A 26,272-nucleotide genomic window follows, 5' to 3' on the forward strand; every position below is an offset into this window, starting at 1 on the left:
GCCAGATAGTCGGGCACATGGACATGCCCGAGCAACCGACAATCGAGATCCGCGCCCTGCCGGCCATTTCCGAGATCGGAGAGGCCGCTTGGGACGCCTGCGCCTGCCCCGAATCTGCCGACGGCGGGCCACCCGCAGATCCCTTTACCACCTACCGTTTCCTGAAGGCGCTTGAAGACAGCGGATCGGTCGGACGCGGCACCGGATGGGAGCCGCATTACCTCGCGGTCTACCTCGGCGAAGAGCTGATCGCGGTGGCGCCGCTCTATGCCAAGAGCCACAGCCAGGGCGAATATATCTTCGATTTCAACTGGGCCCATGCCTACGAGCAGGCGGGCGGACAATATTACCCCAAGCTGCAGATCGCCGTTCCCTTCACGCCGGCGACCGGGCGCCGTTTCCTGGTGAAACCCGGCCACGAGGCCCAGGGGATAGGCGCCCTCGTGCAGGGCGCGGTGCAACTGGCCTCCGACAACGGGCTCTCCGGGCTGCATGTGACCTTCTGCACCGAGGCCGAGGCGGTCGCGGGCGAGGCGATGGGGCTGATGCGACGCTATTCGCAGCAGTTCCACTGGGAAAACGAGGGCTATGCGGATTTCGACGGCTTCCTGGAAGGCCTGTCGTCGCGCAAGCGCAAGAACATACGCAAGGAACGCCGGCAGGCGCAGGATTTCGGCGGAGAGATCCACGCCCTGACCGGTGATGCCCTGAGGCCGGAACACTGGGACGACTTCTGGCGCTTCTACCTGGACACCGGCAGCCGAAAGTGGGGCACCCCATACCTGACACGGGCCTTCTTCGAGATCGTGCAGGAAACCATGCGCGACGACGTTCTGCTGGTGCTGGCCGAGCGAGAGGGGCGCAACGTGGCCGGCGCGCTGAACTTCATCGGCCGCGACGTGCTTTATGGCCGCTACTGGGGGTGTATCGAGCACCACCCGTGCCTTCACTTCGAATTGTGCTACTATCAGGCCATTGACCATGCCATTGCCCGCGGCCTGTCGCGGGTGGAAGCCGGCGCACAAGGAGAACACAAGCTGGCGCGGGGCTACCTGCCCAGCTACACCCATTCGCTGCACTGGATCGCGGACCCCGGGCTGGCCCGTGCCATCGGCGAATATCTGAAGGCCGAAGCCCGCGCGGTAGACGAGGAGGTCGAGGTGCTGACCGCCTATGGCCCCTTCCGCCGCGACAATCAGGAGGAACAGGAATGAGCGAGATCCTGAGTGCAACCGTCCGAGAAACCATCATCGAACCCCTGCTGCAGAACGGCTGGGAGCTTGAGGACGGTGGGGACGTGCTGAAAAAGACATACAAATTCAGTGATTTTCCGGAGGCATTTGCCTTCATGACCAGAGCCGCTATCTGGGCTGAGAAATGGGACCACCATCCCGACTGGAGCAACAGCTACAATCGCGTGACCGTGCGCCTGACCACTCATGACATGGGCGGCATCACCGCGCTGGACGCGAAACTGGCACGAAAGATGGATCAGATCCTGGCATGAACGAAGACCTGCAGGCACAATTACAGAACTTTCTGAACACGGACGTCGTGGGTGGGCAATCGCTTCGCGACTGGTTCACCCTCGACACCCTGATGGCGTTGCTGGGCAACGTGGTTGCCGCCGCAATCATCCTGATCGTCGGCTTCTTCCTGGCGGGCTGGGCAAAGCGCCGCGTCTCGAACCTTGCACAGCGTCACGACCAGCTCGACGATACGCTGTTCAGCTTCATGGGCACACTGCTGCGCTACACGATCATCGCGCTGGCCCTGCTCTTCGTACTGAACACCTTCGGCATCCAGACGACTTCGCTCGTTGCGATGATCGGTGCCTTCTCGCTGGCCATTGGCCTGGCGTTGCAGGGCACGCTCTCGAGCATCGCGGCCGGGGTGATGATCATCTTCTTCCGCCCCTTCAAGAGCGGTGATTTCGTCGAGATCAACGGTCAGTCGGGCACGGTCAAGGACATCAGCCTGAACTACACCGAGCTGGCGAGCCTCTCGAATACCCAGATCATCATCCCCAACTCGGAAGTCTGGGGCAACACGATCATCAACTACTCGGTCTATCCCACGCGCCGTGCCGAATGGACCTTTGGCGTCAGCTATGACAGCGACCTGAAGAAGGCCGAGGAGATCATCCGCGACACCATCATGTCCGATCCCCGCAGCCATACCGACCCCGAGCCCTTCATCCAGGTCAACAACCTCGGCGATTTCTCGGTCGATTTCCTGGTGCGGGTCTGGTGCGACCGAAGCGAGCTGTTCAAGTTCCAGGCCGACATGAAACGCAACGTGAAGGAAGCCCTGGATGCCGGCGGGATCGACATTCCCTTCCCGACGCGGACCCTTGTTCAGGCCGAAAGTGGCGGCGACAGCGAGCCGCCACGCGACGCGGCCTGAAGGCCGGACATGTCACGGCAAGGGGGCCTGCGGCAACGCGGGCCCCTTCGCTTTTGCGGCTCAGACCGCCTCGCTTGTCAGCAGTTTCAACAGCCCGTCGGGCCCGATCTCGTCTGCCGTGACAATGGCGCGGTCGAGCAGCGCCTTGATCACCTTGAGTGCAGCAAGCCGCGTCGCCTCGTCCTGGGACAGGGACCAGCGGATGTGGCGCCAGTAGGCGGCCCGCAGGGCGGTGGCGATGATGTGATCGGCGACCAGCGGTATCGTGGCCTCGAGCAGGCCGGAGAGGCCGCCGAACAGCGCTTCCTCGGAGGTCGGATCGGCGTTGACGTTGCGCCGGGCCTCGGACAGGCGCAACCGGGTGATCTCCGGGATATGCCGCGCACCGGACGGGCAGCTGCCCGCAGCGACAAGGATGGCGCGAAAGGCACGTTCATCGGCCGCGCGGGCCTCCGGGTAGAGCGGCGTGACGATGGTGCCCACTCCGGAACGCGTTTCCACCAGGCTTTCATAGGCCAGCATCTGCAGCACCTGCCGGATCGGCGTGCGCGACACCCCGAATTCGGCGGCCAGCTCGCCTTCGTGCAGCAGCATTTCATCGACGCCGGCCATGAGGCAGATCCGCTCGCGGATTACCGCGGCAATTTCACTGCTGTTCTTTCTCATGCGCATGGAACCTGAACTGGACGCTGGAATGGGGGATCCGCGAGAGATAACATGCAGCCATCCGCTTGTATATCGCCAGCCCTTCTCGCCTGCCGATTTGCGCGCACGGCGCCCTCTGGAGTGCATTTTGGTGAGTGAAACCAGCCATATAGGAAGCGTCCGAGCGATCATCCCGATACCTGGCCAGGCAGGGCGCACCGGCCGCGCCATCATGCTCGGGTTTCCCGGCCTGGAGACCGCCATAGACGGCCGCGCCTATATTGATCCGACAGCCATGGATGACACCCTGGCCGCCGTAGAGACCGCCGGAACGGAGCTGCTGATCATCCTGACCGAGGAGAGCGAACTGCCCGCGGGGGCCTTTGCCTTGCTGCGGACACGAATGCAGGACCATCCCGCAGAGATGCTCTTCATGCCGATCGAGGATTTCTCGGCCCCTTCCGAGGCCTTCATGGCGCAATGGGCGGGCCTGCTGCCGCGGCTGGACGCCCTGCTGGACCATGGCGGTACACTTGCCTTCTGCTGCCAGTATGGCGCCGGGCGGAGCGGGCTGGTCTCCGCACTGCTGCTGATCGAGAGGGGGATGTCGCCCGCGGCGGCGGTCGCACTCGTCCGCAGTCATTTCGAAGAGGCCGTCGAGAGCGAAATCCAGCACGCCTGGCTGAACGCGCAAACCCCATCGAGGAAATAACAACAGGTAGCAAATAATGCACAATTCCGGCCATCTGGCGGCCTATCGGCGCACCTCCGAACATTGACGTACATCTGTATACAGGGTAGATTGACGTTAAGGTCATCCGTGACAAACAGGGGCCGGAGGCGGGCGAAAAGATCCGCCATCAAGGGAAATGGGTAGAAGTTCTAATCACTGGGCAAAATGAAAAGGCCCGGAGACAGTCGGTCTCCGGGCCTTTTGTGTCAGGCGCTTCAGAGTGCGGCGAGCAGGCCCTCGCCGGCGGAAATCTCGCAGGTGCCGGGGCTCTCCTCGAGGTTCAGCACCTTAACGACACCGTCCTCGACGTACATGGCATAGCGCTTGGAGCGGTCGATGAGCCCCGCCGGCGGCGCCGTGAAATCCATGCCGATCGCCTTGGTGAATTCGCTCTGGGCATCGCCCAGGAAGGTCAACCCGGCCTCGTCGGCGCCGGTGTCCTTGGCCCAGGCGCCCATGACGAAGGGATCGTTGACCGAGACACAGATGATCTCGTCCACACCCTTGGCGGCGAACTGGTCCTTGGTACGAATGAAGCTGGGTACGTGGGCGGTGGAGCAGACACCGGTATAGGCGCCCGGCAGGCCGAAGATCACTACCTTCCGGCCCGCAGTCTTGTCCTTGATCGACACCGGCGCCGGGCCCTCTGCGGTCATGGTGACCAGAGTGGCATCGGGCAGGCTGTCCCCTGTCTTGATGGTCATGTCGCGATCCTGTCCTTGATTTGCGTTTCTTCCCCGAAGGACTATAGCTTGCCCGTCGGGCGGAGCCAGAGAAAGCAAGGAAGAAATCATGACCCATATCGCCGTTATCGGTGCCGGACAGGCCGGTGCCTCGCTGGTGGCCAAATTGCGGGCCCTCGGCTTTGACGGAGAGATCACCATTTTCGGCGAGGAGGCCGCACCGCCTTACCAGCGCCCGCCCCTGTCGAAGAAATACCTGCTTGGCGAGATGGAAGAGGAGCGCCTCTACCTGCGTCCGCGCAGCTGGTACGAGGAGAACAACATTACCCTCGCCCTCGGCAAGCCGGTAGAGGCGATCTCGCCTGCGGCCAAGGAACTGATCGTGGGGGGAGAGGTGGTGCACTATGACATGCTGGCGCTGACCACCGGGTCGGTGCCGCGACACCTCCCCGCGGCACTCGGCGGCACGCTGGGCAAGGTGTTTCCGGTGCGGACCCTGGCCGATGTGGACGCGATGGAGCCACAGTTCCGCGAAGGCGCGCGGGTACTGATCGTGGGCGGCGGATACATCGGGCTGGAGGCCGCCGCAGTGGCCGCCAAGAAGGGCCTGAAGGTCACCCTGATCGAGATGGCCGAGCGCATCCTGAAGCGCGTCGCCTCGCCCGAGACCTCGGACTACTTCCGCGCGCTGCACCTCGAACACGGCGTTGACCTGCGCGAGAACACGGGCCTTGAACGACTGACCGGCGAGACAGAGGTGACCGGTGCCATCCTGTCGGACGGCAGCGAGATCGAATGCGATTTCGTCATCGTCGGCATGGGGATCCTGCCCGGCGAAACCCTTGCCGAAGAGGCCGGCCTGCGCATCGAGAACGGCATCCGCTGTGACGAACAGGCCCGCACCAGCGATCCCCATGTCTGGGCCGCCGGCGATTGCGCCAGCTTCCCCTTCCGCGGCGCGCGGCTGCGCCTGGAGAGCGTGCAGAACGCCATCGACATGGCGGAATGCGTGGCATCCAACATGCTGGGTGCCGGCGAGACCTATGACCCGAAACCCTGGTTCTGGTCGGATCAGTACGACGTCAAGCTGCAGATCGCGGGGCTGAATACCGGGTATGACAAGGTGGTCGTGCGCCATGGCGACAAGGGTGCGATCAGCCATTGGTACTACCTGGGTGACCAGCTGCTGGCCGTCGACGCGATGAATGATCCGCGCGGCTACATGGTGGGCAAGCGCCTGATCGACGCCGGCAAGACCGCCGACCCGGCGAAGGTGGCCGATCCGGAGGTCGACCTGAAAACGCTGATGCGCGGCTGATGCGGATCATCGCCGGAGAGTTCCGCGGCCGCCGGCTGGCGGCCCTCGGCAAGGGCGATGCGGGGGCGCATCTGCGCCCCACCACCGACCGCGTGCGGGAGAGCCTCTTCTCGATGCTGACCGGGGGGCGCTATGGCGACCCGATCGAGGAGGCCGTGGTGCTGGATCTGTTCGCCGGCACCGGTGCGCTCGGACTGGAGGCGCTGTCGCGCGGGGCGGAGAGCGTGACCTTCGTGGACGACGGACGCGTAGCCGGGCGGCTGCTGGCAGAGAACATCCGCGAGCTGGGCGTGAAGGACCGCACCCGGGTGATGAAGGCCAATGCGACGCGCCTGCCGCCCTGCCCCGGCGCCCCCGCGTCGCTGGTGTTCCTGGATCCACCCTATGGCAAGGGGCTTGGCCCGCTGGCGCTCGAGGGGGCACGGACGCAGGGCTGGATCGCTCCTGGGGCGCTGGTGGTCTTCGAGGAAAACGGCGTGCAGGCCGCGCCCGAAGGTTTCACGCTGCTGGGCGACCGCCGGTACGGCGACACGCATGTGACGCTGCTCGAAGCGAGCTGAAACGCGAAAGGCCAGCCCAGGAGGCTGGCCTTTTCATGATGCCGGCGCGGCGCGCTCAGTCCTGCTTGTAGGTCGGGTGAAACAGGCCACCCGGCGAAAGCGTGAAGATCTCGCAGCCATCGGCGGTGACGCCGAGCGAGTGCTCGTATTGCGCCGAGAGCGACTTGTCGCGGGTCACGGCAGTCCAGTCATCGGCCAGCACCTTGGTTTCCGGACGGCCGAGGTTCACCATCGGCTCGATGGTGAAGAACATGCCCTCTTCGAGGACGGGACCAGTGCCCGGGCGGCCATAGTGCAGCACGTTCGGCGGCGCGTGGAACACCTGGCCCAGACCGTGACCGCAGAAATCGCGGACGACGGACATGCGCTGTGCCTCGACATAGCTCTGGATGGCATGACCGATGTCGCCAAAGGTATTGCCCGGCTTCACCGTCTCGATGCCGATCATCAGACTGTCGTGGGTGACCTGCAGCAGGCGCTCGGCCTTGCGGGAGAGCTTGCCTGCCACGTACATGCGCGAGCTGTCGCCGTACCAGCCATCGAGGATGACGGTGACGTCGATGTTCAGGATGTCGCCATCCTTCAGCTTTTTCTCGCTGGGAATGCCGTGGCAGACCACATGGTTGATCGAGATGCAGGAGGCGTGCTTGTAGCCCTTGTAGCCGATCGTGGCCGAGGTCGTGCCGTACTCGGTGACCTTGTCCTCGATGAACTTGTCGATCTCGGCGGTGGTCTTGCCCGGCTCGATGATGGCGGCGACATCGTCGAGGATCTGTGCCGCGACGGCGCCTGCCTTGCGCATGCCTTCGAAGTCCGCAGCCTCGTGGATGCGGATCCCTTCCCGTGTCATGCGACCGCGATGTTCCTGTCTCAAATCAATGCGCCTCTGTCTGTAATCCGGTCTCGCGTCGAGGCGGCCCGAAAAGAGGCCACCGGCGCCTGGACCGTAGAAATAATGCACTCTGCCGGAAAATGCCAGAGACGCGGGCCAAAAGCCGCACTCCTCAGGTCGCGGGCGGCACCGGCAGGGCGGGACCGAGCGTGATCTCCTGCGGGGTGATCACGCAGCGCATGGCAAGCACCTCGACCCCCGCCGCGCGGGCAGCCGCATAGCCTGCGGCATAGGCCGGATCGATATCGGCGGCGATCGCCGTGCGCAGGGCGTCCGTGCGCTGGACGAGAAAGAACATGACCGCGCGGTGCCCCGCCTGCGCCACCTGCGACAATTCGTGCAGGTGCTTCAGCCCGCGAGCCGTGACGCTGTCGGGAAACTCGGCCAGGCCCGGCTGGCGCGAGAGCGTGACGGATTTCACCTCGACATAGCAGTCGGGTCGGGCGGTGCCGCGCAGCAGGAAGTCGATCCGGCTCTTCGTGCCGTATTTCTGCTCCGGCAGGACCTGATCATAGCCCTGAAGCCCCGGTACGGCATCGGCCATCAAGGCCTCGCGCAGCGCGCGGTTGGGAACAGAGGTGTCGACGCCGGTGAAATGGCCGTCCGGATGTTCCACCAGGCGCCAGCCGTATTTCAGCTTCTTCTTAGGGTCGTCGTTGGGCTCGACCCAGATGCGGCTGCCGGGCTCCGCCAGCCCCATCATGGACCCGGGGTTGGCGCAATGGGCGGTCGCCTCGGTGCCGTCCTCCAGCCGGATATCGGCGAGGAAGCGTTTGTATCGGCGCAAAAGCGTGGCCGACATAAGAGGGGTTTGAAAGCGCATGAGGCGGGCCTATAGATTTCTTCACCCGCACTCAAGGAGGGCCTTTCCATGCCGAACCCCACCGCAGCGATGCTTGTCATCGGAGACGAAATTCTCTCTGGACGGACGCGCGACGCCAACATGTACCACCTCGCGCGGGAGCTGACCAAGATCGGGATCGACCTGAAGGAAGTCCGCGTCGTCAGCGATGACCGCAGCGCGATCATCAAGGCCGTGAAGGCGTTGTCGGTGGCCCATGACACGGTCTTTACCTCGGGCGGGATCGGCCCGACCCACGACGACATCACCGCCGATTGCGTCGCCGCCGCCTTCGACCGCCATATCGACGTGCGCGAGGACGCCCGCGACCTGCTCGTGGCCCATTGGGAAAGTCGGGGCGTGGAGGTAAACGAGGCCCGCCTGCGCATGGCCCGCATCCCCGAGGGCGCCACCCTGATCGACAATCCGGTGTCGATCGCGCCGGGGTTCACCATCGGCAACGTGCACGTGATGGCCGGTGTGCCCAGCGTCTTCGAGGCCATGGTGGCCTCGGTGCTGCCCAAGCTGACCGGAGGCAAGCCACTGCTCAGCCAGTCGCTTCGCATCAACCGCGGTGAAGGCGAGATTGCCGGGCCGCTATCGAAGCTGGCGCAGGCCTACCCGGAGCTGTCCATCGGCTCCTATCCGTTTCAGCGCGACGGCGTCTATGGCGCCAACATCGTGATCCGGGGCAGCGAGGGCAGCCAGGTGGACGCCGCCATGGCAGAACTGGCCGCCATCTTCCCGGAATGACCGCGCCAGACGCCGAGACCCGCACGCCGCGCTACATGGCCGCCGTCGACGCGACCTGGCCCCCGGCCGAAATCCGGCAAGAGGGGCCCTGGCGGTTGCGACGCGGCGATGGCGGCGGCAAGCGTGTTTCCTCGGCCTCGACTGCTCAGCCGGTGAGCGGGGCAGAGATCGACGCGGCGGTCGCGGCGATGCGCGCGATGGGACAGGGGCCGCTCTTCTGCCTGCGGCCGGGCCAGGACCAGCTGGATTCCGCCCTTGCGGCACGGGGGTACCGCGTGGTGGATCCGGTGAACATCTATGCCTGCGCGACAGAGGCGCTGGCCGGGCAGAAGAAGCCGGCCCAATGCTTCAGCCTCGCCGTGTGGGAGCCACTCGCCATCCAGCGCGAGATCTGGGCCGCCGGCGGCATCGGCCCTGCCCGGATCGCGGTGATGGAGCGCGCCCGCGGCGCCAGAACCGCGCTGATCGGACGCCACGACAATTCCCCCGCAGCCACCGCCTTTGTCGCCCTCGACGGCACGGTGGCGATGCTGCATGCGCTCGAGGTGCTGGCGGCGATGCGCGGCCGCGGCATGGGCAGGGCGATGATGATCGACGCCGCCCGCTGGGCCGCCGAGCAGGGCGCCGAGGAGATCTCGGTAATCTGTACGACGGGGAATGTCGCCGCGAATGGCCTCTACGGGGCGCTTGGAATGGAGCTGGTCGGTCACTACCATTACCGTCAGGGAGACTGATGGAGGGAGGAGACCACATGTCAGACCAGATAACGGCGCTCGATCTGCCAATGGTGGCGCCGCTGCCGGAGCGGACGCAGAAGTATTTCGACGTCTGCCAGGACAAACTCGGCATGGTGCCCAACGTGCTGAAGGCCCATGCCTTCGACATCGGCAAACTGGAGGCCTTCAGCGGGCTCTACAACGACCTGATGCTGGGCGAAAGCGGGCTGAGCAAGCTGGAACGCGAGATGATCGCGGTCGTCGTCAGCTCGATCAACCATTGTTTCTATTGCCTGACGGCCCATGGCGCTGCGGTGCGCGAGCTGTCCGGTGATCCGGTGCTGGGAGAGATGCTGGTAATGAACTACCGCGCGGCCGACCTGAGCGCGAAACAGCGCGCCATGCTGGATTTCGCCGCGAAGGTCACCACCGACAGCGCGAGCATCGAGGAGATCGACCGCGAGGCGCTGCGTGCGCGGGGTTTCACCGACCGCGACATATGGGACATTGCCAATGTCGCCGCTTTCTTCAACATGTCCAACAGGGTGGCCAGTGCCATCGACATGCGGCCGAACCCGGAATACCACGGACAGGCACGCTGATGGAACGGGCACGCTGACAGGACGCGCCAGACTGACGGGACGGGCAACCGAATGACAGGAATGCGGCAGAAAGCCCTCTGGGCCATTCTGACGGTCGTCTGGACCGCCGGTCCGGGGCTGGCCGCGCCCTTCGAGCTGTCCCTGCCGTCCAATTCCGCCCTATCACATGACGAGGCCCTGCCTGCGGCCTCCTATGACCTGCCGACGGGTGTCTTTGCGGACGGCCATGTGCCGTTCCTGCCGCTTGAGGGTGCCGTCACACGGCAGGCCTGGCGGGTGCCTGCGCCCTCCGTCACCACGCTTCAGCTATTTGCGCCGCTGCGCGAACAGCTTGTGGAGGCGGGCTTTGACCTGATGATGGAATGCGACAGCGCCGAATGCGGGGGCTTTGATTTCCGTTTCGACACCGATGTCATCGAGGCCCCGGACATGTACGTGGATCTTTTTGACTTTCGCGCCCTGAGCGCGCGCCGCGACGCTCCGGGCGAGGACCAGCCCGATTACGTCTTCCTGCTGGTCAGCCGAGCCGGCGGATCTGGCTATGTCCAGCTGATCCACGTCATGCCGGAGACCATCGACGCGCTCGCCGGCGAGGCGGTGACGACCCTGCTCGGCGATGCGCCGCCCGAAGGGGCTCCGCTCGCGCCGGTGGATGCCGCAGGCATGGAGGCAACCCTGCTGAACCGCGGGCACGCGGTACTGCGGGACCTGCAATTCGACACCGGCTCGGCCACCCTGAGCGACAGCGGCCGTTCATCGCTCGAAGCACTTGCAACCTTCCTGCGCGCGGATCCCGACCGCAAGGTCGTGCTGGTCGGACACAGCGACACGGTCGGCTCGCTGGACAACAACATGGCCCTGTCACGCCAGCGCGCACAGGCGGTCGTCGACCGGCTGGCAGAGGAGATGGGCGTGGACAGGGCGCAGCTCTCGGCGCAGGGGATCGGGTTTCTTGCTCCGAGGACCAGCAACACGGATTCCGCAGGGCGCGAGGAAAACCGCCGCGTGGAGGTCGTTCTGCTTGATCCGGGGACGCTGACCGAACCGCCGGACATGGAGGCGCAAGCCCCGGAGTAGCAGCCGGCGAGGCTCAGTCCTGCCCGAGGTTCTCGACCAGGAAGTCGACGAAGGTATGTACCTTCGGCGACATGATGTTTTCAGCGGGATAGAGCGCGTAGATCCCGATCGGATCACGCGGGAGATCGGGCATCACGTCGACGATCCGACCATCACCCAGGGCCTCGCGGCAGAGAAACCCCGGCAGGTATGCGATCCCGAGGCCTGCAAGAGTAGCAGCCAGCAGCGACTGGCCGTCATTGACAGAAAGCCACCCTGCCGTGCGCACCTCTCTCAGCTCGCCCGAGGGGGCCCGCAATTGCCAGACGTTGGCACTGTCGTCTCTGGAATAGTGCAGCAGGCGATGATTGTTCAGATCCTCGAGACGGTCCGGATACCCGAAGTCCTGCAGGTAGCCCGGACTGGCCACCATGTGGAGAAACGTCTCGGTCAGCTTGCGTGATTTGATACCGGGCTCTTCCTGCGCCGACCTTCTGATCGCCAGGTCAAATCCGTCATCGGACAGGTCGACGTGGCCGTTGGTCAGCTCCATGCTGATGGAAATTTCTGAATGCCGGGTCAGGAAGGTGCCGATCATCGGCGTCAGGAGCGCGGCGCCGAAATCCGTCTCGGCGGCGATCCGGAGGCGACCTCTTGGCTCCGAGGTCATGGCAGAGACCAGGGCGTCGGCCTCTCCGGCGTCGTTCAGGACACGCCGCGCGCGGTCGTAATAGGCCAGCCCGATCTCTGTCGGCGATACACGACGGGTCGTACGATTCAACAGACGAGCGCCAAGCCGCGCCTCGAGCGCCGAAACATGCTTTGAAACAGCTGACTTGGAAATACCCATCTTGCGCGCCGCGTCGGTGAAGCCACCCTGATCCACGACGGTCGCAAAGGCCTCCATTTCCGTTAACCGATCCATACAACCACTCTCTCGTTCCAGACTTTGAGTAGGCACGTGGATTCAGGCACAAAATGGGCGCTTCACGGACAATTCAGCGGTATTATCTGGATCGTTGCAGAAGCGGAAACGAAGCAACTTGGGCGATCCGAGGGCAGAGCGCCCCGAATTCGGGAGGTCTGTGGCATTTCCGTGGCAGAACCGGACTACAATACATCAAAATTGTGCACGAAGTCACAAATACACCAAAAAGGTGATTCAATCGGTCCCATCGGAACAATGCCGGCGGAAGGCCTGCTTCAGCAGATCGAGCTCTGCCCGCAGCAGCGACATCTCGGCCTGCATCATGTCGCGCGGCACCTCACCTGCCATGATCCCGAAAGCGTTCAGAACGCTGCCGGAGATCGCATCCGTGATGATGACCGTCTGCACACCATCGGAAATGGCGTTGACGGGCACCGGGACCATGACGCCCCATTCGCCCGGGACATCCGTCTCGGCCAGTTCCACGCCCTCGACCAGACGGTCATCGAAAAACGCCTGGATGGCTGGGCGCCCCCGATCGGCCCCGACAGCCAGCACGCCATGCCACTTGCCGTCGCGCAGATATGTCTTGGTCAGAGTCATCTCGCTCATCGCCTCTTGTCCTCGTGCTGGGCGGGCTGCGCCATGTCAGAGATCAGCCCGCGCGCGCCGGCTGAAGGTCATGTCCCGCAGGACGACCTCGTTCATGGCGGGCTTGTCGAAAATCACGTCGACCCAGGCCTTTTCGATCCGCTTCTCGTTGATCGCGGAATAGGCTAGGTCGAATTCCACCGCCGGCTCCTCGTCATCCACCGGCAGCGTGGCCGTAAGCTGCTCGGTGTTGGGGCCGTGCTGGATGTTCAGCCGCACATAGACATCGCGCCGCTTCTCCATCTCGACCTGCAGGTCGAGGCGCAGCACGTGACGCCGCCGCAGATCGCGCACGGCGCCCTGGGGAAGCTCTACGACGATGGAGAGGAAACTGCCGCCGAAATTGAGGATATCCATGCGCAGACCGAACGGCGCCAGGTCGCTTTCTCGGCTGTTGCGCAACTGACGAAGCGTGACCTCTGACTTCATGCAGTCATGAAAGAGGGTCACTTCCTCTCCGAGTCCCGCGCCGGAACGCACCCCGGCGATGCCGATCTGCGCGAGCGGGCCGCGCCAGAGTTCCGGCCGCCAGACCCAGTCCGATTCAGCCGGCACGCTGACGGCATCGAAGCCGATCATGGGCAGCATCAGGCGGCTGTTGCCGACATGGATCAGGTGATCGAGTTCCTCGCGCAGGCGCATGGCCTGCACACGCTGGGCACGTAGGAGGGAAAGATGCTCTGTCTCGGCGGCGGCTGCACGGTCATGCCAGCGGCGAACCTCTCGCTGTGCGAGGATCCTGCTCCAGAGAGATTTTCCCGAAGATGGCATGTAAACGTCCCGTCCCGAATGCTGGTCGTAGTTATGACCAATGCCGGCAGGCGGTTCCAGCCCGGAGTTGCCGCGGAGGCAAAAGTGGTGACTTCCGGTCAACCTGCAGTGGCCACCGCCTTGCCGCGCGGGCTTGCGCTGCGCATCGCGCGCACGGTCGAGAGGACAAGCGACTTGCCCGATTGATCTGCCACGCGGCTGTCACGGGGGCCATAGGCGGCAAGCGAGACGAGATGACCGTTCAGGACGAAGACGGCCCGCCATTGACGCGGGTCCGCCCCCTGCACCATCACATCACCGCCATGGCGCAGGTGCAGCAAGCGGACAGAGCCTGCCTCAACCGCCTCGATCACCTCGCCTTTCGGGAAATCCCCGGCCAGCTCTCGGGCGGAGGGCAGATCCGCCCCCTGGTAAGGCGTGACCGTGACCGTGAGCATTGCCAGCGCGACATTCGAGCCCAGCTTGCCCTGGCTGAGAATGTCGCATCGCGCCAGAAGACCGAAGCCATCGTCGCCAGTGCTGCGCAGGCTGCGCCCCTCGACGCAATAGCCGGACGGCCCCCGGATCACGACGCTGCCCTGCGCCACCTTGGCCGAGCGGTAGACGGGGCCACCGCCCGCCCCCGTGAGCAGCCCGCCAGAGCCCGTACCGTCGACACAACCGGCAAGCAACAGGAGACCGAAAACCGCCGGAACCAGCGCCCTGACACGCCCCAGAACCGTGCGCATGCCCCAGGCAAACCATCCATCACGGCGGCCAGCCCGGTCGTGGTTTTCACATATCCCCATATCGGCAGCCCTCCGAAAAATACGGTGGCGCCGGGATAGAGGACCCCCCAATGGCTGACAAGCGCGGTTTCCGACATGGGCAATTGCGGTCCGCCCGGGGCGGCGGTAGCTTGCGCAGCATGATGCGAGCGCACTGCGATTTCCTGCCGATGCCCCTCTCCTTCCCCTCGGGACCTGCCGAGCGGGGACAGGCCGCCACTTCGCGCGCGGCGCTTCCCGCGGGCCAGCCATGCGCCTGACGGGTGCCGCACTGCCACGGGCCTATTCTCCGCATCTTGCCTATGCCGCGCCGGCGGCCGCGTCACCGCAATTGCCTCGGCTGATCGCAGGCATGATCCTTGTCGAGGTATTCTATGCCCTCGCCCTCTATGTCTTCGACACCGAAATGGGGCGTTTCGCGCCGGACTTCCTGAACCACGTGGTCTATGGCGACACGACCATCGGCCTGATCGTGCAGCTGACCGCCTTCGGTTTTCTCGGGTTGGGGGTGGTGGCAGTGGCGCGCCTGCTGCACGAACGCGGCTTTGCCACCCTGACCGGCCCCCTGCCCCTGGCAGCGCACCAGCTGTTCGCCGCCTTCACTGGCAGCATACTCGTGTTTGCAGCCTTGCAAATCCTGCCTCCCTGGGACGATTTCGGGGCGGCCGAGGACATGCGCAACCCGGTGTTCTGGCTCCTCGCCCTGCCCTTCGGCCTGGCAGCCCTCCTGGTGCAGACCGCATCGGAGGAACTCCTCTATCGCGGCTACATCCAGCAGCAGCTGGCGGCGCGGTTCCGGAACCCGCTGGTCTGGATCCTCCTTCCCAACCTGCTCTTTGCCAGTGCCCACTGGGCCAATGGCGCAAACACCGTCGAAAGCTGGCAATATGTCATATGGGCCTTCTTTTTCGGCCTTGCGGCGACGGACCTGACCGCGCGTTCCGGCAGCATAGGCCCGGCCGTAGGCATGCACCTTGCCAACAACGTCTATGCCTTCATGCTCTTCGGTGACGCGGGGGGCCTTGATTCCGGACTGTCGCTCTTTCTCGTGCCGGAATACGTTCCCTTGACACCGATGGACGCCGACCCCGGACCGGTGATCTCGCTCTCTCTGATCACCGAGCTGGGCATTCTCGGCCTGACATGGCTGGGAGCAAGGGTCGCGTTGCGGCGCTGATTGCATTCCGCGTCACACCCGCTTATCTGGACAGTCACAAGGAAACGCAGGGGCAAAGCGCCGATGAACTGGATCAGCAACTACGTCAGACCGCGGATCAACTCGATCTTCTCGCGCCGGGAAACGCCCGAGAACCTCTGGTCGAAATGCGACAGCTGCGGCACGATGCTGTTCCACCGCGAACTGAAGGACAACCTGAACGTCTGCACCAGTTGTGGCCACCACATGGCCATCACGCCGCGCGCCCGCTTCGAAGCGCTTTTCGACGGTGGCGTCTTTACCGAGGTCGAGGTGCCGGAACCGGTGCATGACCCGCTGCAATTCCGCGACCAGAAGAAATACCCCGACCGCATGCGCGCCGCACAGAAGAAGACCGGCGAGGAAGAGGCCATGCTGGTCGCCGAAGGCGAGATCGGCCGTACGCCGATCGTGGCCGCAGGCCAGGACTTCTCTTTCATGGGCGGTTCGATGGGCATGTATGTCGGCAATGCGATCATCGCGGCTGCCGAACGTGCCGTTCAGAAGAAATGCCCGCTGATCCTGTTCTCTGCCGCCGGTGGCGCGCGGATGCAGGAAGGGATCCTGTCGCTGATGCAGATGCCGCGCACCACCGTGGCCGTGCAGATGCTCAAGGAAGCAGGCCTGCCCTACATCGTCGTTCTGACCCACCCGACCACGGGCGGCGTAACCGCCTCCTACGCGATGCTGGGTGATGTGCAGATCGCGGAACCCAATGCCCTGATCTGCTTTGCCGGGCCGCGCGTTATCGAGCAGACGATCCGCGAGACCCTGCCGGAAGGTTTCCAGCGCGCCGAATACCTGCTGGATCACGGCATGCTGGACCGCGTCACCAAGCGGACCGAGATGCGAGATGAGCTGATCCAGATCACGCGCATGCTGATGGGTCTGCCGCCCGCGGTGAAGGGCGACCTGCCCCCTCCCGAGGCAAAGGCGCTGCCCGAGCCTGCGGCAGGCGAGAAAACCGCCGCACCGGCCGCGCAGGGCAAAACGCCCGCCGCGCCCGAGGCCGCAACCGATGCCGATTTCGCCGCTGCCAAGGCCGACGCGAAATCCAAGCCCGAGACCGCCGCGAAAGGCGGCAAGAACGGAGCCAAAGACAAATCGTGACCCAATCCGGTTCCGATGCCCTGCTGGAACGGATGATGCAGCTGCACCCCAAGGTCATCGACCTTGATCTGGACCGCATCTTCCGCCTGCTGGAGGCGCTCGACCACCCCGAACGGAAAATGCCGCCGGTGATCCACCTGGCGGGTACGAACGGCAAGGGCTCGACCCAGGCCATGATGCGTGCGGGCATCGAGGGCGCGGGCAAGGCTGTCCATGCCTATACCTCGCCGCACCTGGTGCGCTTTCACGAGCGGATCCGCCTGGCCGGCGAGCTGATCAGCGAAGAGGCCCTGACGGAACTGCTGGACGAATGCCTGGCGGCGAACGGGCCGGACCCGATCACCTATTTCGAAATCACCACCGCCGCAGGGATCCTTGCCTTTGCCCGGACGCCTGCGGATTACACGCTGCTCGAGACCGGGCTCGGGGGCCTCTACGACGCCACCAACGTAGTGGAAAAGCCGGCCCTGACGGTGATCACGCCCATCTCGATGGATCACGAGGCCTTCCTGGGTAATTCCGTGGGCGAGATCGCGGTGTCCAAGGCCGGCATCATCAAGCGCGGCGTGCCCTGTGTGGTCGGGCCGCAGCCCGAGGCCGCGATGGAGGTGATCGAGGAAACCGCAGCACGGCTCGGCGCACCGCTGCTGGCCCACGGCCAGCAATGGCAGGTCTGGGAAGAGCGCGGCCGCCTGGTCTTCCAGGACGAGAACGGCCTGCTGGACCTGCCCCTGCCGATTCTGCCCGGGGCGCACCAGATCGAGAACGCCGGCGCAGCCATTGCGGGGCTGCGATTCCTCGGGTTCGACGAGGCCGCCTGCGAGGCGGCGGTGACCAAGGCAAGCTGGCAGGCCCGCCTGCAACGCCTGCGCAAGGGCCCGCTCGTGGAGCTCGCGCCCGGGGCCGAGTTCTGGCTCGATGGCGGACACAACCCTTCGGCCGGGCAAGCCCTGGCCAAGTTCCTGCCGACCCTGCCCCCGAAACCCACGCACCTGATCTGCGGGATGCTGAATACGAAGGATGCCAGCGGCTATCTGCAACCGATCGCCGGCGAAGCCGACAGCCTGACGGCCATCACCATTCCTGACGTGGTTGCAGCGCTGCCCTCCGGGGAACTGGCTGCTTCGGCCCGTGCCTGCGGCATGGACGCCCGTGAGGCAGAGACCGTGGAAGACGCCGTGGCAAAGCTGGCCGAAACGGCACCTGGCGCACGGATCCTGATCTGCGGATCGCTCTATTTCGCGGGATATGTGCTTAGAGAGAACGGCTGAGCCCGCTTTCCCGGCAGGCAGGCCGATCTTTTTTCACGTGAAGAGACCGCCATAAGCGTTTGTTCCGAATCGGCTTTCCGAATCAGCTCGGAAAATCGCCACGAAAATCAATGCGATAGTGATTCGTGACCTATTGACCGATTCGCATCGATTCGCCTAATATCTCCTTAGAAAACAGGCAATTCTCTCGCATTTCGCAAATCGCACAGCAGCCTATCACCGCGATTCGCGCAATGCACCGGGCTGGGGACCCATCGGGCAAGAATCTGGGGGTCGGTTCGCCGGCCCCCTTTTTCTGTCCGGCGCCTGTCAGCCCTCGTCCTGCTGCCCCCAGTCCTTGTCCTGCATCTCGCGCAGGCGGCTGGCGGTCCGCTCGAATTCGAACACGCCCTCCCCTTCCAGATAAAGGCTCTCCGGCTCATCGGCCGCCGAGCAGATCAGGCGCACATGCGCCTCGTAGAGAGCGTCGATCAAGGTCACGAAACGCTTTGCCTCGTTGAAGTTCGAACGGCCGAGACAGGGGATGTCCTCGAGCACGAGGACCCTGACCGCATTCGCGATGGCGAGGTAATCCCCCGGCCCGAGCATGGCGCCGCAGAGATCGTGGAAACGGGCGCGCCCGACACCGTTGCGATAGGCCGGGATCACCACTTCGCGGCCCTTGACGGTTAGCTTCAGCGGCTCGGCATCGCCTCCGGTCAGCTCCTGCCAGATCTCCTCGATCGCGGCCCGGGCCGACTTGTCGGCGGGCGAGAAATAGACCTGCCCGCCCGAGAGGCGGTTCTGCCGATAATCATTCGGGCTGACCAGCTCGTGCACGACGAGGCGCTGCTTGATCAGGTCGATGAACGGCAGGAAGAGCTGTCTGTTCAGTCCGTCCTTGTAGAGATCGTCCGGCACCCGGTTTGACGTGGTCACGATCACGACCCCGGCGGCAAAGAGCGCCTCGAACAGGCGCCCTACGATCATCGCGTCGGTGATGTCGGTGATCTGCATCTCGTCGAAGGCCAGGACCTTGACCGATTGGGCGATACGCGCCGCCACGGGGGCAAGGCTGTCCTGGGTGTTGGCCTTGCGCGCCTCGTTCAGCCCCTCCTGGATCTCCTGCATGAAGGCATGGAAGTGCACGCGGCGCACCGGCACGTCGAGGCTCTCGACGAAGAGGTCCATCAGCATCGACTTGCCCCGTCCGACACCGCCCCACAGGTACAGCCCCTTGGGCGGCTCTGCCGGCTTGGCCTTGCGGAAGAAGCCACGCTTGACGGGCTCGGCGGCCTTCAGGCCGGCGCGAATGCGGTCGAACTCCGGCAGGACGGCTTCCTGCGCGGGATCGGGATGGATGCTGCCGTCGGCCACGCGGGCCCGGTAGAGGTCGGTCATGCTCTCGGTCATGTCCGATCTGATAGCCTGCGCCGCGCGGCTGCGAAAGGTCACTTTCGCGAATGCCCCCCGTCACAAACGCTGAATTGACGTATTGAGATTCACCTTTAATCTCGGCGCAACCTTGCCCGGGAACGCCGATGACACCCTCACCCCGCCTCGTAACGCCGATCCTGATCGCCGGATGCGTGATCATCATGGTGAATTTCGCCATCCGAGCGTCCTTCGGGGTGTTCCAGATTCCCATTGCGCAGGAGTTCGGCTGGGATCGCGCCTCCTTCTCCATGGCCATCGCGATCCAGAACCTTGCCTGGGGCATCGGGCAGCCGCTCTTCGGCGCCTTTGCCGAGAAGACCGGCGACCGCGCCGCATTGATCCTGGGGGCTCTGCTCTATGCGGCGGGCCTGGTGCTGTCGTCCTTTGCCACCACCCCGCATGCGCACTGGGCGCTCGAGGTTCTGGTGGGCTTCGGCATCGCGGGCACCGGCTTTGGCGTGATCCTGGCCGTCGTGGGCCGCGCCGCTTCGCCGGAGAACCGCTCCATGGCGCTGGCTATCGTGACCGCCGCGGGCAGTGCCGGGCAGGTCTTTGGCGCGCCGGTTGCGGAATGGCTGCTGGGCAGCATGCCCTGGCAACAGGTCTTTATTGTCTTTGCCTTGGCCATCCTGTCGACGCTCTTCCTGCTGCCCTTCCTGCGCTCACCACAGCCGATGGCCAGCAAGGCCGAGCTGGAGGAAACCATGGGCCAGATCCTGGTTCGCGCAGCCAAGGATCCGAGCTTTACCCTGATCTTCCTGGGCTTTTTCAGCTGTGGTTATCAGCTGGCCTTCATCACCGCGCATTTCCCGGCCTTCGTGACCGAGCTCTGCGGCCCGATCGCCAGCGGCGGATTGCTGGCGAGCATGGGGATCACCACGACCTCGGCGCTCGGGGCAATCTCGATCTCGCTGATCGGGATCTTCAACATCATGGGCACGCTGACCGCCGGCTGGCTGGGCAAGCGATACACCAAGAAATACCTGCTTGCAGGTATTTACGCCCTGCGCACGGTAATCGCCGCCGTCTTCATCCTGATGCCGATAACCCCGGCCACGGTGCTGCTCTTCTCGGCGCTGATGGGCGCGCTCTGGCTGGCGACCGTGCCACTGACCAGTGGCCTGATCGCGCATATCTACGGCATCCGCTACATGGGAACGCTCTATGGCATCGTCTTCCTCAGCCACCAGATCGGCGGCTTCATGGGCGTCTGGCTGGGCGGGCGGCTCTATGACGTCACGGGGGATTACACGCTGGTCTGGTGGATCGGCGTGGGCGTGGGCGCGTTCAGCGCACTGGTGAACCTGCCGGTCAAGGAAAACCGCGGCACCGCCGGGTTGCCCGCCTAAGCTCAACGCGCCGCCGACCAGGCCTCGAAAATGAACCGGGCCGTCATCAGGTCGAGATGTGCACCGCCGCCGTTCTTGAAGAGCGTGATTTCGTTCGCATCCTGTCGGCGGAAGGCCGAAAGGTCGTAAAAATCCGCCAGGATATCAGAGCGCCTGATCGCACCGGTGTCGAGCGGCGTCTGGATCTCGCCGATATGGCCGAGCGTCGTATCGAAGCTGTCGACGAAAATCCGGGCCCGCTGCAGCACCCCATCCTGCGCCTCCCGCATGTCGGGACGGTAGGCGCCGATCAGGTCGATGTGCTGACCGGGGCGGAACCAGTCGCCCTGCAGGAAGGGATCAGTCGCCATGGTGGCCGAGGTGATGATGTCAGCCTCGGCCACGGCCGCGGCGAGATCCGTTGCCACGGTGGTACGATCATAGCGCGCGGCAAGGGCCTCGGCCCCGGCGGTGGTGCGGTTCCAGACAAGGAAGCGGACCAGAGGAAAAGCGGCGCCATAGGCCTCGCGCAGGGTGCCGGCGACCGTACCGGCGCCGACGATCAGGATCACGCGACTATCGGGACGCGCCAGGTGGCGGGCCGCCAGCAGGCTGTCGCCCGCGGTCTTCCACTTTGTCACCAGGTGAAAATCGACGAGCGCTTCCAGCGTACCGTCCGCGTCCGACATCAGGTTGAGCACACCGTTGACCGAGGGCTTTCCCGCGGCCTTGTTGCCCGGATAGATCGTGGCCGCCTTGACGGCGACACCAAGCCCGTCGATCCAGGCCGAACGGGTCAGAAGGGTATCTGCATCGCGGTAAAGGAAAATGTCGCCGATCTCGGCCCTGGGCAGGGCATGGGCGGCGGCAAGCGCATCCGTGAGTGCAAGCCAGTCGAGAACCGCCTCACCCTCGTCGAAACCGATCTGGGGAACGCCGGCGGACCCTGTCACGCGGCCTCCTCTGCAGTCAGGAAGCCATCGGCGACGAGCCGCGCGGCCCAGCCCTCGGGACCGGTGAAAAGATGTGTCTGCCAGCCGCGCGCGGCAGCAGCGGCGATATTGTCGGCACGGTCATCGGTAAAGATCAGATCGGCCCCGGCCAGGCCGCTGTCCTCCTCCAGCATTTCATAGATGCGCGCGTCGGGCTTGATTTCCCGCATGTGCCCAGAGACATAGGCCCGGTCGAACTCGTTCAGCACGTCGTATTCCGCCTGCGCCATCTCGAAGGTTCCGATGCCGAAGTTCGTCAGCGCGAAGACCGGCACGCCCTTGGCCCGGAGCGCGCGCAAGAGCCGCGCCGAATGCGGAATCGCCGGAGAGGCCATCTGAAGCCAATCGCTGTGCCACATCAGCACCTCGTCCCGCCAATCGGGATTTGCCTCGGCGGTTTCGGCCGCCAGAGTGGCCAGGTCACCGCCCCGATCCAGCTCGTCGTTCATGGCGAACATGTCCACCGCCTCGAGGAAGGCGCGCCGCCGCGCCTCTCCGATCACCCGATCATAGTGTCGTTCGGGGTTCCACTCTATCAACACGTTGCCGATGTCGAAGACCACGGCCTTCGCCTGAGTATTCTGCATTTGCCTGCCTATGTCCTGCTCGCGGCCGTCCGCACGGCCCGTTCCAGCGCATCCAGAAAACGAGAGCGGTCCGCCTTTGTAAAGCCCTTGCCACCGCCCTGCCGGAAGGGATCGGCGGCGCGCAGATCGGCCATCAGGTCACGCATGGCAAGCTGCTGTCCGATGTTTGCGGCGGTGAAGCGCTCGCCGTTATGGCGCAGGGTTTCGGCCCCGGCTGCCACGCATTTCGCCGCAAGGGGAATGTCACCGGTGATCACCACGTCGGCAGGGCCCGCGCGCTCGGCAATCCAGCGGTCTGCCTCGTCCGGACCCGCCGCCACGATGACATGTTCCACATAGGGGTTCGGCGAGGGGCGCAGCCCGCCGTTCGAGACCATGACAACCTTGATCTTGTGCCGCGTGGCAACCCTTTCGGCCTCGTCCTTGACCGGACAGGCATCCGCATCCACGTAGATCATTGTCATCAAACTCACTCCAGCAGGTGGCGACACGGGGGACGGACTGTCATCAGCCCCCTTCCAAAAGGCCTTCTGAGTGCCCGGCAGATTTGCATTCGTCCATTGCCTATGCCCGGCAAAAGGCCGCAAGGTGCCATGGTCGTTGCACAAAGGCCCCGTTTGGGGGCAGAAGCCAGACACAAGTGACCGGTTTCCCCATGGTGCGGGGTTGCCCGATGGCGGCCACAGGGGCAATATCGCCGTGCACCGACGGGGGAATGATGAACAATTTGACACCGACACGCCGCAAGGGGCGAAAGTACTCTCAGGTCGTCGAAGGCGCCCGGAAGGTCTTTCTCCAGGATGGCTATGACGGGGCGAGCGTCGATGACATCGCCCGAGAGGCCGGTGTTTCCAAGGCCACACTCTACAGTTATTTCCCCGACAAGCGCCTGCTCTTCGTCGAGATCGCCCGCCAGGAATGCCTGCGCCAGGCCGAGGACTCGCGTTCGATCGTGCCGCCTGACCTGCCCGTGCGCGAGGTTCTGGAACAGGCCGCCCTGCGGATCGTCTCGGCCTCCTGCTCTTCGCTGTCGCTGTCGATCTTCCGCGTCTGCGCCTCGGAGGCCGAGCGGTTTCCCGAGCTGGCGCAGGAATTCTATCAGAACGGGCCGCAACTGGCGCAGACGCTGCTGGCCGGCTACATGCGCGACGCCACCGAACGGGGCGAGCTGAAGGTGACCGACCCGGAGCTGGCTGCCGAGCAGTTCATCCAACTCTGCCGCGCCGATGTCTTTACCCGGCGCCTGTTCGGAATCGATCCCCGCATCTCGCCCGAACGGGCAAAGATCGTCTCTCACGAGGCGGTCGAGACCTTCATGGCGCGCTACGGGACCGACGCAGGAAATTGACCTGATGCGGAACAGGCAGCCCTGCGAGGCCACCCGATCCGTTCCGGCACGCCTTGCGGATCAATCGACCCGGTAAGCCTTGTGGCAGGAACCGCAGGCCGCGCCGGCCGGCCCGAAGCTGGCCTTGAGCGCGTCGAGCGAGCTGGTGTCGAGGTTGTCCGCGGCCATCTCGAGGTTGCGCGCCTTTGCCACGAAATCATCCCAGTTTTCCCAGATCGCCGGCGAAGCCTCGGATTCCGGATCCATGGCCGGCTCCTCGAAGGCGGTGGGGATCGTCTCCGCGTCGGTCACCAGCGCATTGGCCGCCGCATTGGCCGCGTCCGCATCGAAATCGATCTTGCCCTGCACCATGCCGCCGAGGGTCGCAAAATTCTTGCGGATATCCCCCATCAGATCCATGCGTGCCTTGACGTCCGCATTGCTGACCTCGGCATGGGCATAGGCGGCCCCGGCAGCGAGGGCGGCAATCACGACGGTCGTCCTGAAAGTACGTTTCATCTGAAACTCCCTGTTTTTCTATAACACCACCTTAACGGGATCTCTGCATCCGCCAAGTCGACTCGACTCATTCTCACGAAAAGATTAGAGATAGAACATAAAGGGAACAAATTGCTGCCGTGAACGATGCCTGCTGCCCGCCGCATCCTGTCCCTGTGGTTCTGCCGCCTGGGCGCCGACCACGTCCTGCGCCGAAGCGGGGGGGACCCGGCCGTGCCCATGGTCGTGGTGGCCGACGTGGGAAACACCCAGGTTGTCAGCTCTGTCAGCGCCGCGGCGCAGGCCGAAGGAGTCCGCCGCGGCCAGTCCCTTCGGGATGCGCGGGCGCTCTACCCCGGGTTGCGAACCAGCCTGCGCAACCCCGAGGCCGAGGCTGAATTCCTGGCCCTGCTGCACCGCTGGGCCAGGCGATTTTCGCCCTGGGTCGCAGAGAACGGCGAGGACGGGCTGGTCCTGGACATCACGGGATGCGCCCATCTTTTCGGCGGCGAGGAGGCCATGCTGCTTCGGATCGAGGACGAGGCAGCGCGGATGGGCCTCGCGGCACGGGCCGGAATCGCTGATTGTCTGGGCGCGGCCTGGGCCCTGGCGCGCTTTGCAGGAGCCCCCCCGGGGGCCGGGCGCAGCGGTGACGACATCGACCAGGAGGCCCCGGCCACCCGGTCGCGAGCCGCGAAACGGCGCAATTGGGAGCGGGGCGGCACCCCGCCGCCGGTGCGCGCGCCGGGAAACCGGACGGGGGATCGCGCCAGCGCGCGGATCGCGCCGGAGGGGCGGCTGCACATGGCGCTTTCCCCCCTGCCGGTGGCGGCACTGCGGCTGGAACCCGAGGTGCTGGACCAGCTGAACCGCCTGGGCCTGCGGCAGATCGGCGATCTTTTCGGACAACCCCGCGCGCCCCTGGCGCGCCGCTTCGGTGCGGGCCTGGTGCTGCGCCTCGACCAGGCGCTGAACCGTGCCCCCGAGCCGCTGTCGCCCAAGGAAGAAGCCCCGGCCTTTTCCACCCGGCTGACCCTGCCCGAGCCGATCTGGCTCGAGGAGGACGTGCAGGCGGCGGTCGACCGCCTCCTGCCGCCACTCTGCACCGCGCTGGAGGCCGAAGGCCAGATGGCACGCCTGATCCGGCTGGAGGCCTGGCGCACCGACCAGACCATGCAATGGGTCGCCGTGGGGCTGGCCCGGCCGACGGCGGATGCGGCGCGGATCAGGCCCCTGCTGGCGATGAAGCTGCCGCAGCTCGATGCCGGGTTCGGCTTTGACATGCTGCGCCTGATCGCTATCCAGACCGAGGCCCGACCCGCCGATCGCGCCCATGGCCGCCTCGACACCCTGCCCCGCGAAGCCCCGGCCCCGGCCCCTGCAGAGGGACACCCCCCTGAAACCAAACGCCCTTCTCCGCCCCGTACCGACCTGGCCACGGCGCGGGAGGACCTGATGGCGCGCCTTGGCACCCGGGTGGGCATGACCGAGATCACCCGGCGGGCGCCGGCCACCTCGCACCTGCCGGGGCGGGACACGCTGACGCTGGCGGCGGCCTGGGCAGAGCCCGTGGCCCAGTGGCACCGGCCCCATACGCCGCGGCCGCTGATGCTCTGGCCGCCGGAAATCGTCACCGCCCTGACGCCGGAGCCCCCCTCGCCCCGGGCGCCCGAGGCCCCGCCGCAGCGCTTTCGCTGGCGCGGCCGCGAGATCCGGATGCTGCATCACGACGCGCCGGAGCGGGTTGCCCCGGAATGGTGGTTCACCGGCGAGGAATGGCGCAGCGGCACGCGGGACTACTGGCGGGTGACCACCGACCGGGGCGAACAGCTCTGGCTGTTCCATGCCCATGGCGATGCCATTTCGGGCGGGTGGTTCTGTCACGGGCGTTTTGCCTGATGAACGGGATCCTAAGGGCGCGTGACGGCGACAGCGCGCGCGCCGCGCGAATCACCCCGGAAACACCATGGTTAACAGGGCCCCGGACCCCGGAAATGCCCTGTAGGTATCACGTCGGTATAGCGTCGGTATCGCGTCGGTGCGGATACGGCAAAAGCCCCCTCTTAACACAGCGTGCGCACCCCGATCCCGGGCTCGCCCGCCGAAGGCTTCATCTTTCCGAAAATACGGCGGGGAGGGAGGCCCGCAGGGCCGGGAGGGGCAGGGCCCCTCCTGCCCCCCGGGCAAAGCCGCTTGATTTTGCCGCGCCGCAGGCGCAGGCTGAAC

Annotated in this window: 29 protein-coding genes; 16 read left to right on the forward strand and 13 right to left on the reverse strand. The window is 65.1% G+C overall.

Going from position 1 to position 26,272, the window contains the following annotated elements; all coding sequences use genetic code 11:
* Window positions 1–23: 23 nt before the first annotated feature.
* From AC0WR5_RS18110 to AC0WR5_RS18120, 3 genes are read left to right on the forward strand one after another with little or no spacing between them, the layout of a single operon-like run.
* A complete protein-coding gene (locus tag AC0WR5_RS18110) occupies window positions 24–1,214 on the forward strand; it encodes a GNAT family N-acetyltransferase (RefSeq protein ID WP_475865200.1) in 1,191 nt (396 codons plus the stop codon).
* Window positions 1,211–1,507 carry a 4a-hydroxytetrahydrobiopterin dehydratase gene (locus AC0WR5_RS18115; RefSeq protein ID WP_475865201.1) on the forward strand — a complete coding sequence of 99 codons (297 nt, stop codon included), beginning with the start codon at window positions 1,211–1,213 and terminating at the stop codon, window positions 1,505–1,507. The genes AC0WR5_RS18110 and AC0WR5_RS18115 overlap by 4 nt, the downstream gene beginning before the upstream one ends.
* Window positions 1,504–2,406 (forward strand): mechanosensitive ion channel family protein, encoded by a 903-nt coding sequence (locus AC0WR5_RS18120; RefSeq protein ID WP_475865202.1) that lies wholly within the window; start codon window positions 1,504–1,506, stop codon window positions 2,404–2,406. Before AC0WR5_RS18115 ends, AC0WR5_RS18120 begins: the two co-directional genes overlap by 4 nt.
* Before the next feature lie 60 nt (window positions 2,407–2,466).
* On the opposite strand, the gene AC0WR5_RS18125 is transcribed toward AC0WR5_RS18120, so the two are convergent.
* Complete coding sequence (locus AC0WR5_RS18125) at window positions 2,467–3,072, reverse strand: GntR family transcriptional regulator (protein ID WP_475865203.1); 606 nt, start codon at window positions 3,070–3,072, stop codon at window positions 2,467–2,469.
* A gap of 130 nt (window positions 3,073–3,202) precedes the next feature.
* Between AC0WR5_RS18125 and AC0WR5_RS18130 the strand changes: the two genes are divergently transcribed.
* A complete protein-coding gene (locus AC0WR5_RS18130; protein ID WP_475865204.1) occupies window positions 3,203–3,763 on the forward strand; it encodes a protein-tyrosine phosphatase family protein in 561 nt (186 codons plus the stop codon).
* A gap of 236 nt (window positions 3,764–3,999) precedes the next feature.
* On the opposite strand, the gene AC0WR5_RS18135 is transcribed toward AC0WR5_RS18130, so the two are convergent.
* A complete protein-coding gene (locus tag AC0WR5_RS18135) occupies window positions 4,000–4,488 on the reverse strand; it encodes a redoxin family protein (protein WP_475865205.1) in 489 nt (162 codons plus the stop codon).
* Window positions 4,489–4,576: 88 nt separating this feature from the next.
* On the opposite strand from AC0WR5_RS18135, the gene AC0WR5_RS18140 reads away from it, so the two are divergent.
* Entirely contained in the window at window positions 4,577–5,785 is a 1,209-nt protein-coding gene (locus AC0WR5_RS18140; protein WP_475865206.1) for an NAD(P)/FAD-dependent oxidoreductase, read from the forward strand.
* A complete protein-coding gene (rsmD, locus tag AC0WR5_RS18145; RefSeq protein WP_475865207.1) occupies window positions 5,785–6,345 on the forward strand; it encodes a 16S rRNA (guanine(966)-N(2))-methyltransferase RsmD in 561 nt (186 codons plus the stop codon). The genes AC0WR5_RS18140 and rsmD overlap by 1 nt, the downstream gene beginning before the upstream one ends.
* A gap of 55 nt (window positions 6,346–6,400) precedes the next feature.
* Here rsmD and map read toward each other — a convergent pair whose 3' ends face one another.
* Window positions 6,401–7,195 carry a type I methionyl aminopeptidase gene (map, locus tag AC0WR5_RS18150; RefSeq protein ID WP_475865208.1) on the reverse strand — a complete coding sequence of 265 codons (795 nt, stop codon included), beginning with the start codon at window positions 7,193–7,195 and terminating at the stop codon, window positions 6,401–6,403.
* Between the two features lie 154 nt (window positions 7,196–7,349).
* A complete protein-coding gene (gene sfsA, locus AC0WR5_RS18155) occupies window positions 7,350–8,060 on the reverse strand; it encodes a DNA/RNA nuclease SfsA (RefSeq protein WP_475865209.1) in 711 nt (236 codons plus the stop codon).
* 48 nt (window positions 8,061–8,108) lie between these two features.
* Here sfsA and AC0WR5_RS18160 point away from each other — a divergent pair, with 48 nt between their 5' ends.
* From AC0WR5_RS18160 to AC0WR5_RS18175, 4 genes are read left to right on the forward strand one after another with little or no spacing between them, the layout of a single operon-like run.
* Entirely contained in the window at window positions 8,109–8,831 is a 723-nt protein-coding gene (locus tag AC0WR5_RS18160) for a competence/damage-inducible protein A (RefSeq protein ID WP_475865210.1), read from the forward strand.
* Window positions 8,828–9,565, forward strand: a complete 738-nt coding sequence (locus tag AC0WR5_RS18165; protein ID WP_475865211.1) for a GNAT family N-acetyltransferase — start codon at window positions 8,828–8,830, stop codon at window positions 9,563–9,565. The genes AC0WR5_RS18160 and AC0WR5_RS18165 overlap by 4 nt, the downstream gene beginning before the upstream one ends.
* A gap of 17 nt (window positions 9,566–9,582) precedes the next feature.
* Window positions 9,583–10,149, forward strand: a complete 567-nt coding sequence (locus AC0WR5_RS18170) for a peroxidase-related enzyme (protein ID WP_475865212.1) — start codon at window positions 9,583–9,585, stop codon at window positions 10,147–10,149.
* Window positions 10,150–10,209: 60 nt separating this feature from the next.
* Entirely contained in the window at window positions 10,210–11,226 is a 1,017-nt protein-coding gene (locus AC0WR5_RS18175) for an OmpA family protein (protein WP_475865213.1), read from the forward strand.
* 13 nt (window positions 11,227–11,239) lie between these two features.
* Here the strand turns inward: AC0WR5_RS18175 and AC0WR5_RS18180 are convergent, their stop codons facing one another.
* From AC0WR5_RS18180 to AC0WR5_RS18195, 4 genes are all read right to left on the reverse strand, one after another.
* Window positions 11,240–12,130, reverse strand: a complete 891-nt coding sequence (locus AC0WR5_RS18180; RefSeq protein ID WP_475865214.1) for a LysR family transcriptional regulator — start codon at window positions 12,128–12,130, stop codon at window positions 11,240–11,242.
* 237 nt (window positions 12,131–12,367) lie between these two features.
* On the reverse strand, window positions 12,368–12,745 hold the full coding sequence (locus AC0WR5_RS18185) for a hypothetical protein (protein WP_475865215.1): 378 nt from the start codon (window positions 12,743–12,745) through the stop codon (window positions 12,368–12,370).
* Between the two features lie 36 nt (window positions 12,746–12,781).
* A complete protein-coding gene (locus tag AC0WR5_RS18190; protein ID WP_475865216.1) occupies window positions 12,782–13,555 on the reverse strand; it encodes a DUF6478 family protein in 774 nt (257 codons plus the stop codon).
* Between the two features lie 98 nt (window positions 13,556–13,653).
* Window positions 13,654–14,283 (reverse strand): hypothetical protein, encoded by a 630-nt coding sequence (locus AC0WR5_RS18195; RefSeq protein ID WP_475865217.1) that lies wholly within the window; start codon window positions 14,281–14,283, stop codon window positions 13,654–13,656.
* Between the two features lie 289 nt (window positions 14,284–14,572).
* Between AC0WR5_RS18195 and AC0WR5_RS18200 the strand changes: the two genes are divergently transcribed.
* The 3 genes from AC0WR5_RS18200 to AC0WR5_RS18210 all read left to right on the forward strand — a co-directional run bounded on the left by AC0WR5_RS18200 (window position 14,573) and on the right by AC0WR5_RS18210 (window position 17,898).
* Window positions 14,573–15,499 carry a CPBP family intramembrane glutamic endopeptidase gene (locus AC0WR5_RS18200; protein ID WP_475865218.1) on the forward strand — a complete coding sequence of 309 codons (927 nt, stop codon included), beginning with the start codon at window positions 14,573–14,575 and terminating at the stop codon, window positions 15,497–15,499.
* Between the two features lie 63 nt (window positions 15,500–15,562).
* A complete protein-coding gene (gene accD / locus AC0WR5_RS18205) occupies window positions 15,563–16,627 on the forward strand; it encodes an acetyl-CoA carboxylase, carboxyltransferase subunit beta (RefSeq protein ID WP_475865219.1) in 1,065 nt (354 codons plus the stop codon).
* Window positions 16,624–17,898, forward strand: coding sequence for a bifunctional folylpolyglutamate synthase/dihydrofolate synthase (locus AC0WR5_RS18210; protein WP_475865220.1), 1,275 nt, complete (start codon window positions 16,624–16,626; stop codon window positions 17,896–17,898). Before accD ends, AC0WR5_RS18210 begins: the two co-directional genes overlap by 4 nt.
* A gap of 309 nt (window positions 17,899–18,207) precedes the next feature.
* Here the strand turns inward: AC0WR5_RS18210 and zapE are convergent, their stop codons facing one another.
* The gene (gene zapE, locus AC0WR5_RS18215) at window positions 18,208–19,290 is read right to left on the reverse strand and encodes a cell division protein ZapE (RefSeq protein WP_475865221.1); all 1,083 of its coding nucleotides are present in this window, start codon (window positions 19,288–19,290) and stop codon (window positions 18,208–18,210) included.
* 128 nt (window positions 19,291–19,418) lie between these two features.
* Between zapE and AC0WR5_RS18220 the strand changes: the two genes are divergently transcribed.
* Window positions 19,419–20,663 (forward strand): MFS transporter, encoded by a 1,245-nt coding sequence (locus tag AC0WR5_RS18220; protein ID WP_475865222.1) that lies wholly within the window; start codon window positions 19,419–19,421, stop codon window positions 20,661–20,663.
* A gap of 2 nt (window positions 20,664–20,665) precedes the next feature.
* Here AC0WR5_RS18220 and AC0WR5_RS18225 read toward each other — a convergent pair whose 3' ends face one another.
* The 3 genes from AC0WR5_RS18225 to AC0WR5_RS18235 are packed head-to-tail and all read right to left on the reverse strand — an operon-like array spanning window position 20,666 to window position 22,685.
* Window positions 20,666–21,595 carry an ornithine cyclodeaminase family protein gene (locus AC0WR5_RS18225; protein WP_475865223.1) on the reverse strand — a complete coding sequence of 310 codons (930 nt, stop codon included), beginning with the start codon at window positions 21,593–21,595 and terminating at the stop codon, window positions 20,666–20,668.
* On the reverse strand, window positions 21,592–22,221 hold the full coding sequence (locus tag AC0WR5_RS18230; RefSeq protein ID WP_475865224.1) for an HAD-IA family hydrolase: 630 nt from the start codon (window positions 22,219–22,221) through the stop codon (window positions 21,592–21,594). The genes AC0WR5_RS18225 and AC0WR5_RS18230 overlap by 4 nt, the downstream gene beginning before the upstream one ends.
* A gap of 8 nt (window positions 22,222–22,229) precedes the next feature.
* Window positions 22,230–22,685, reverse strand: coding sequence for a YaiI/YqxD family protein (locus tag AC0WR5_RS18235; RefSeq protein WP_475865225.1), 456 nt, complete (start codon window positions 22,683–22,685; stop codon window positions 22,230–22,232).
* Window positions 22,686–22,939: 254 nt separating this feature from the next.
* Between AC0WR5_RS18235 and AC0WR5_RS18240 the strand changes: the two genes are divergently transcribed.
* Window positions 22,940–23,569 carry a TetR/AcrR family transcriptional regulator gene (locus AC0WR5_RS18240; RefSeq protein ID WP_475869065.1) on the forward strand — a complete coding sequence of 210 codons (630 nt, stop codon included), beginning with the start codon at window positions 22,940–22,942 and terminating at the stop codon, window positions 23,567–23,569.
* A gap of 60 nt (window positions 23,570–23,629) precedes the next feature.
* Here AC0WR5_RS18240 and AC0WR5_RS18245 read toward each other — a convergent pair whose 3' ends face one another.
* On the reverse strand, window positions 23,630–24,067 hold the full coding sequence (locus AC0WR5_RS18245; protein WP_475865226.1) for a c-type cytochrome: 438 nt from the start codon (window positions 24,065–24,067) through the stop codon (window positions 23,630–23,632).
* 219 nt (window positions 24,068–24,286) lie between these two features.
* Between AC0WR5_RS18245 and AC0WR5_RS18250 the strand changes: the two genes are divergently transcribed.
* A complete protein-coding gene (locus AC0WR5_RS18250; protein WP_475869066.1) occupies window positions 24,287–25,945 on the forward strand; it encodes a Y-family DNA polymerase in 1,659 nt (552 codons plus the stop codon).
* Window positions 25,946–26,272 lie beyond the last annotated feature (327 nt).

Source organism: Pseudooceanicola sp. DL12, assembly GCF_056270665.1.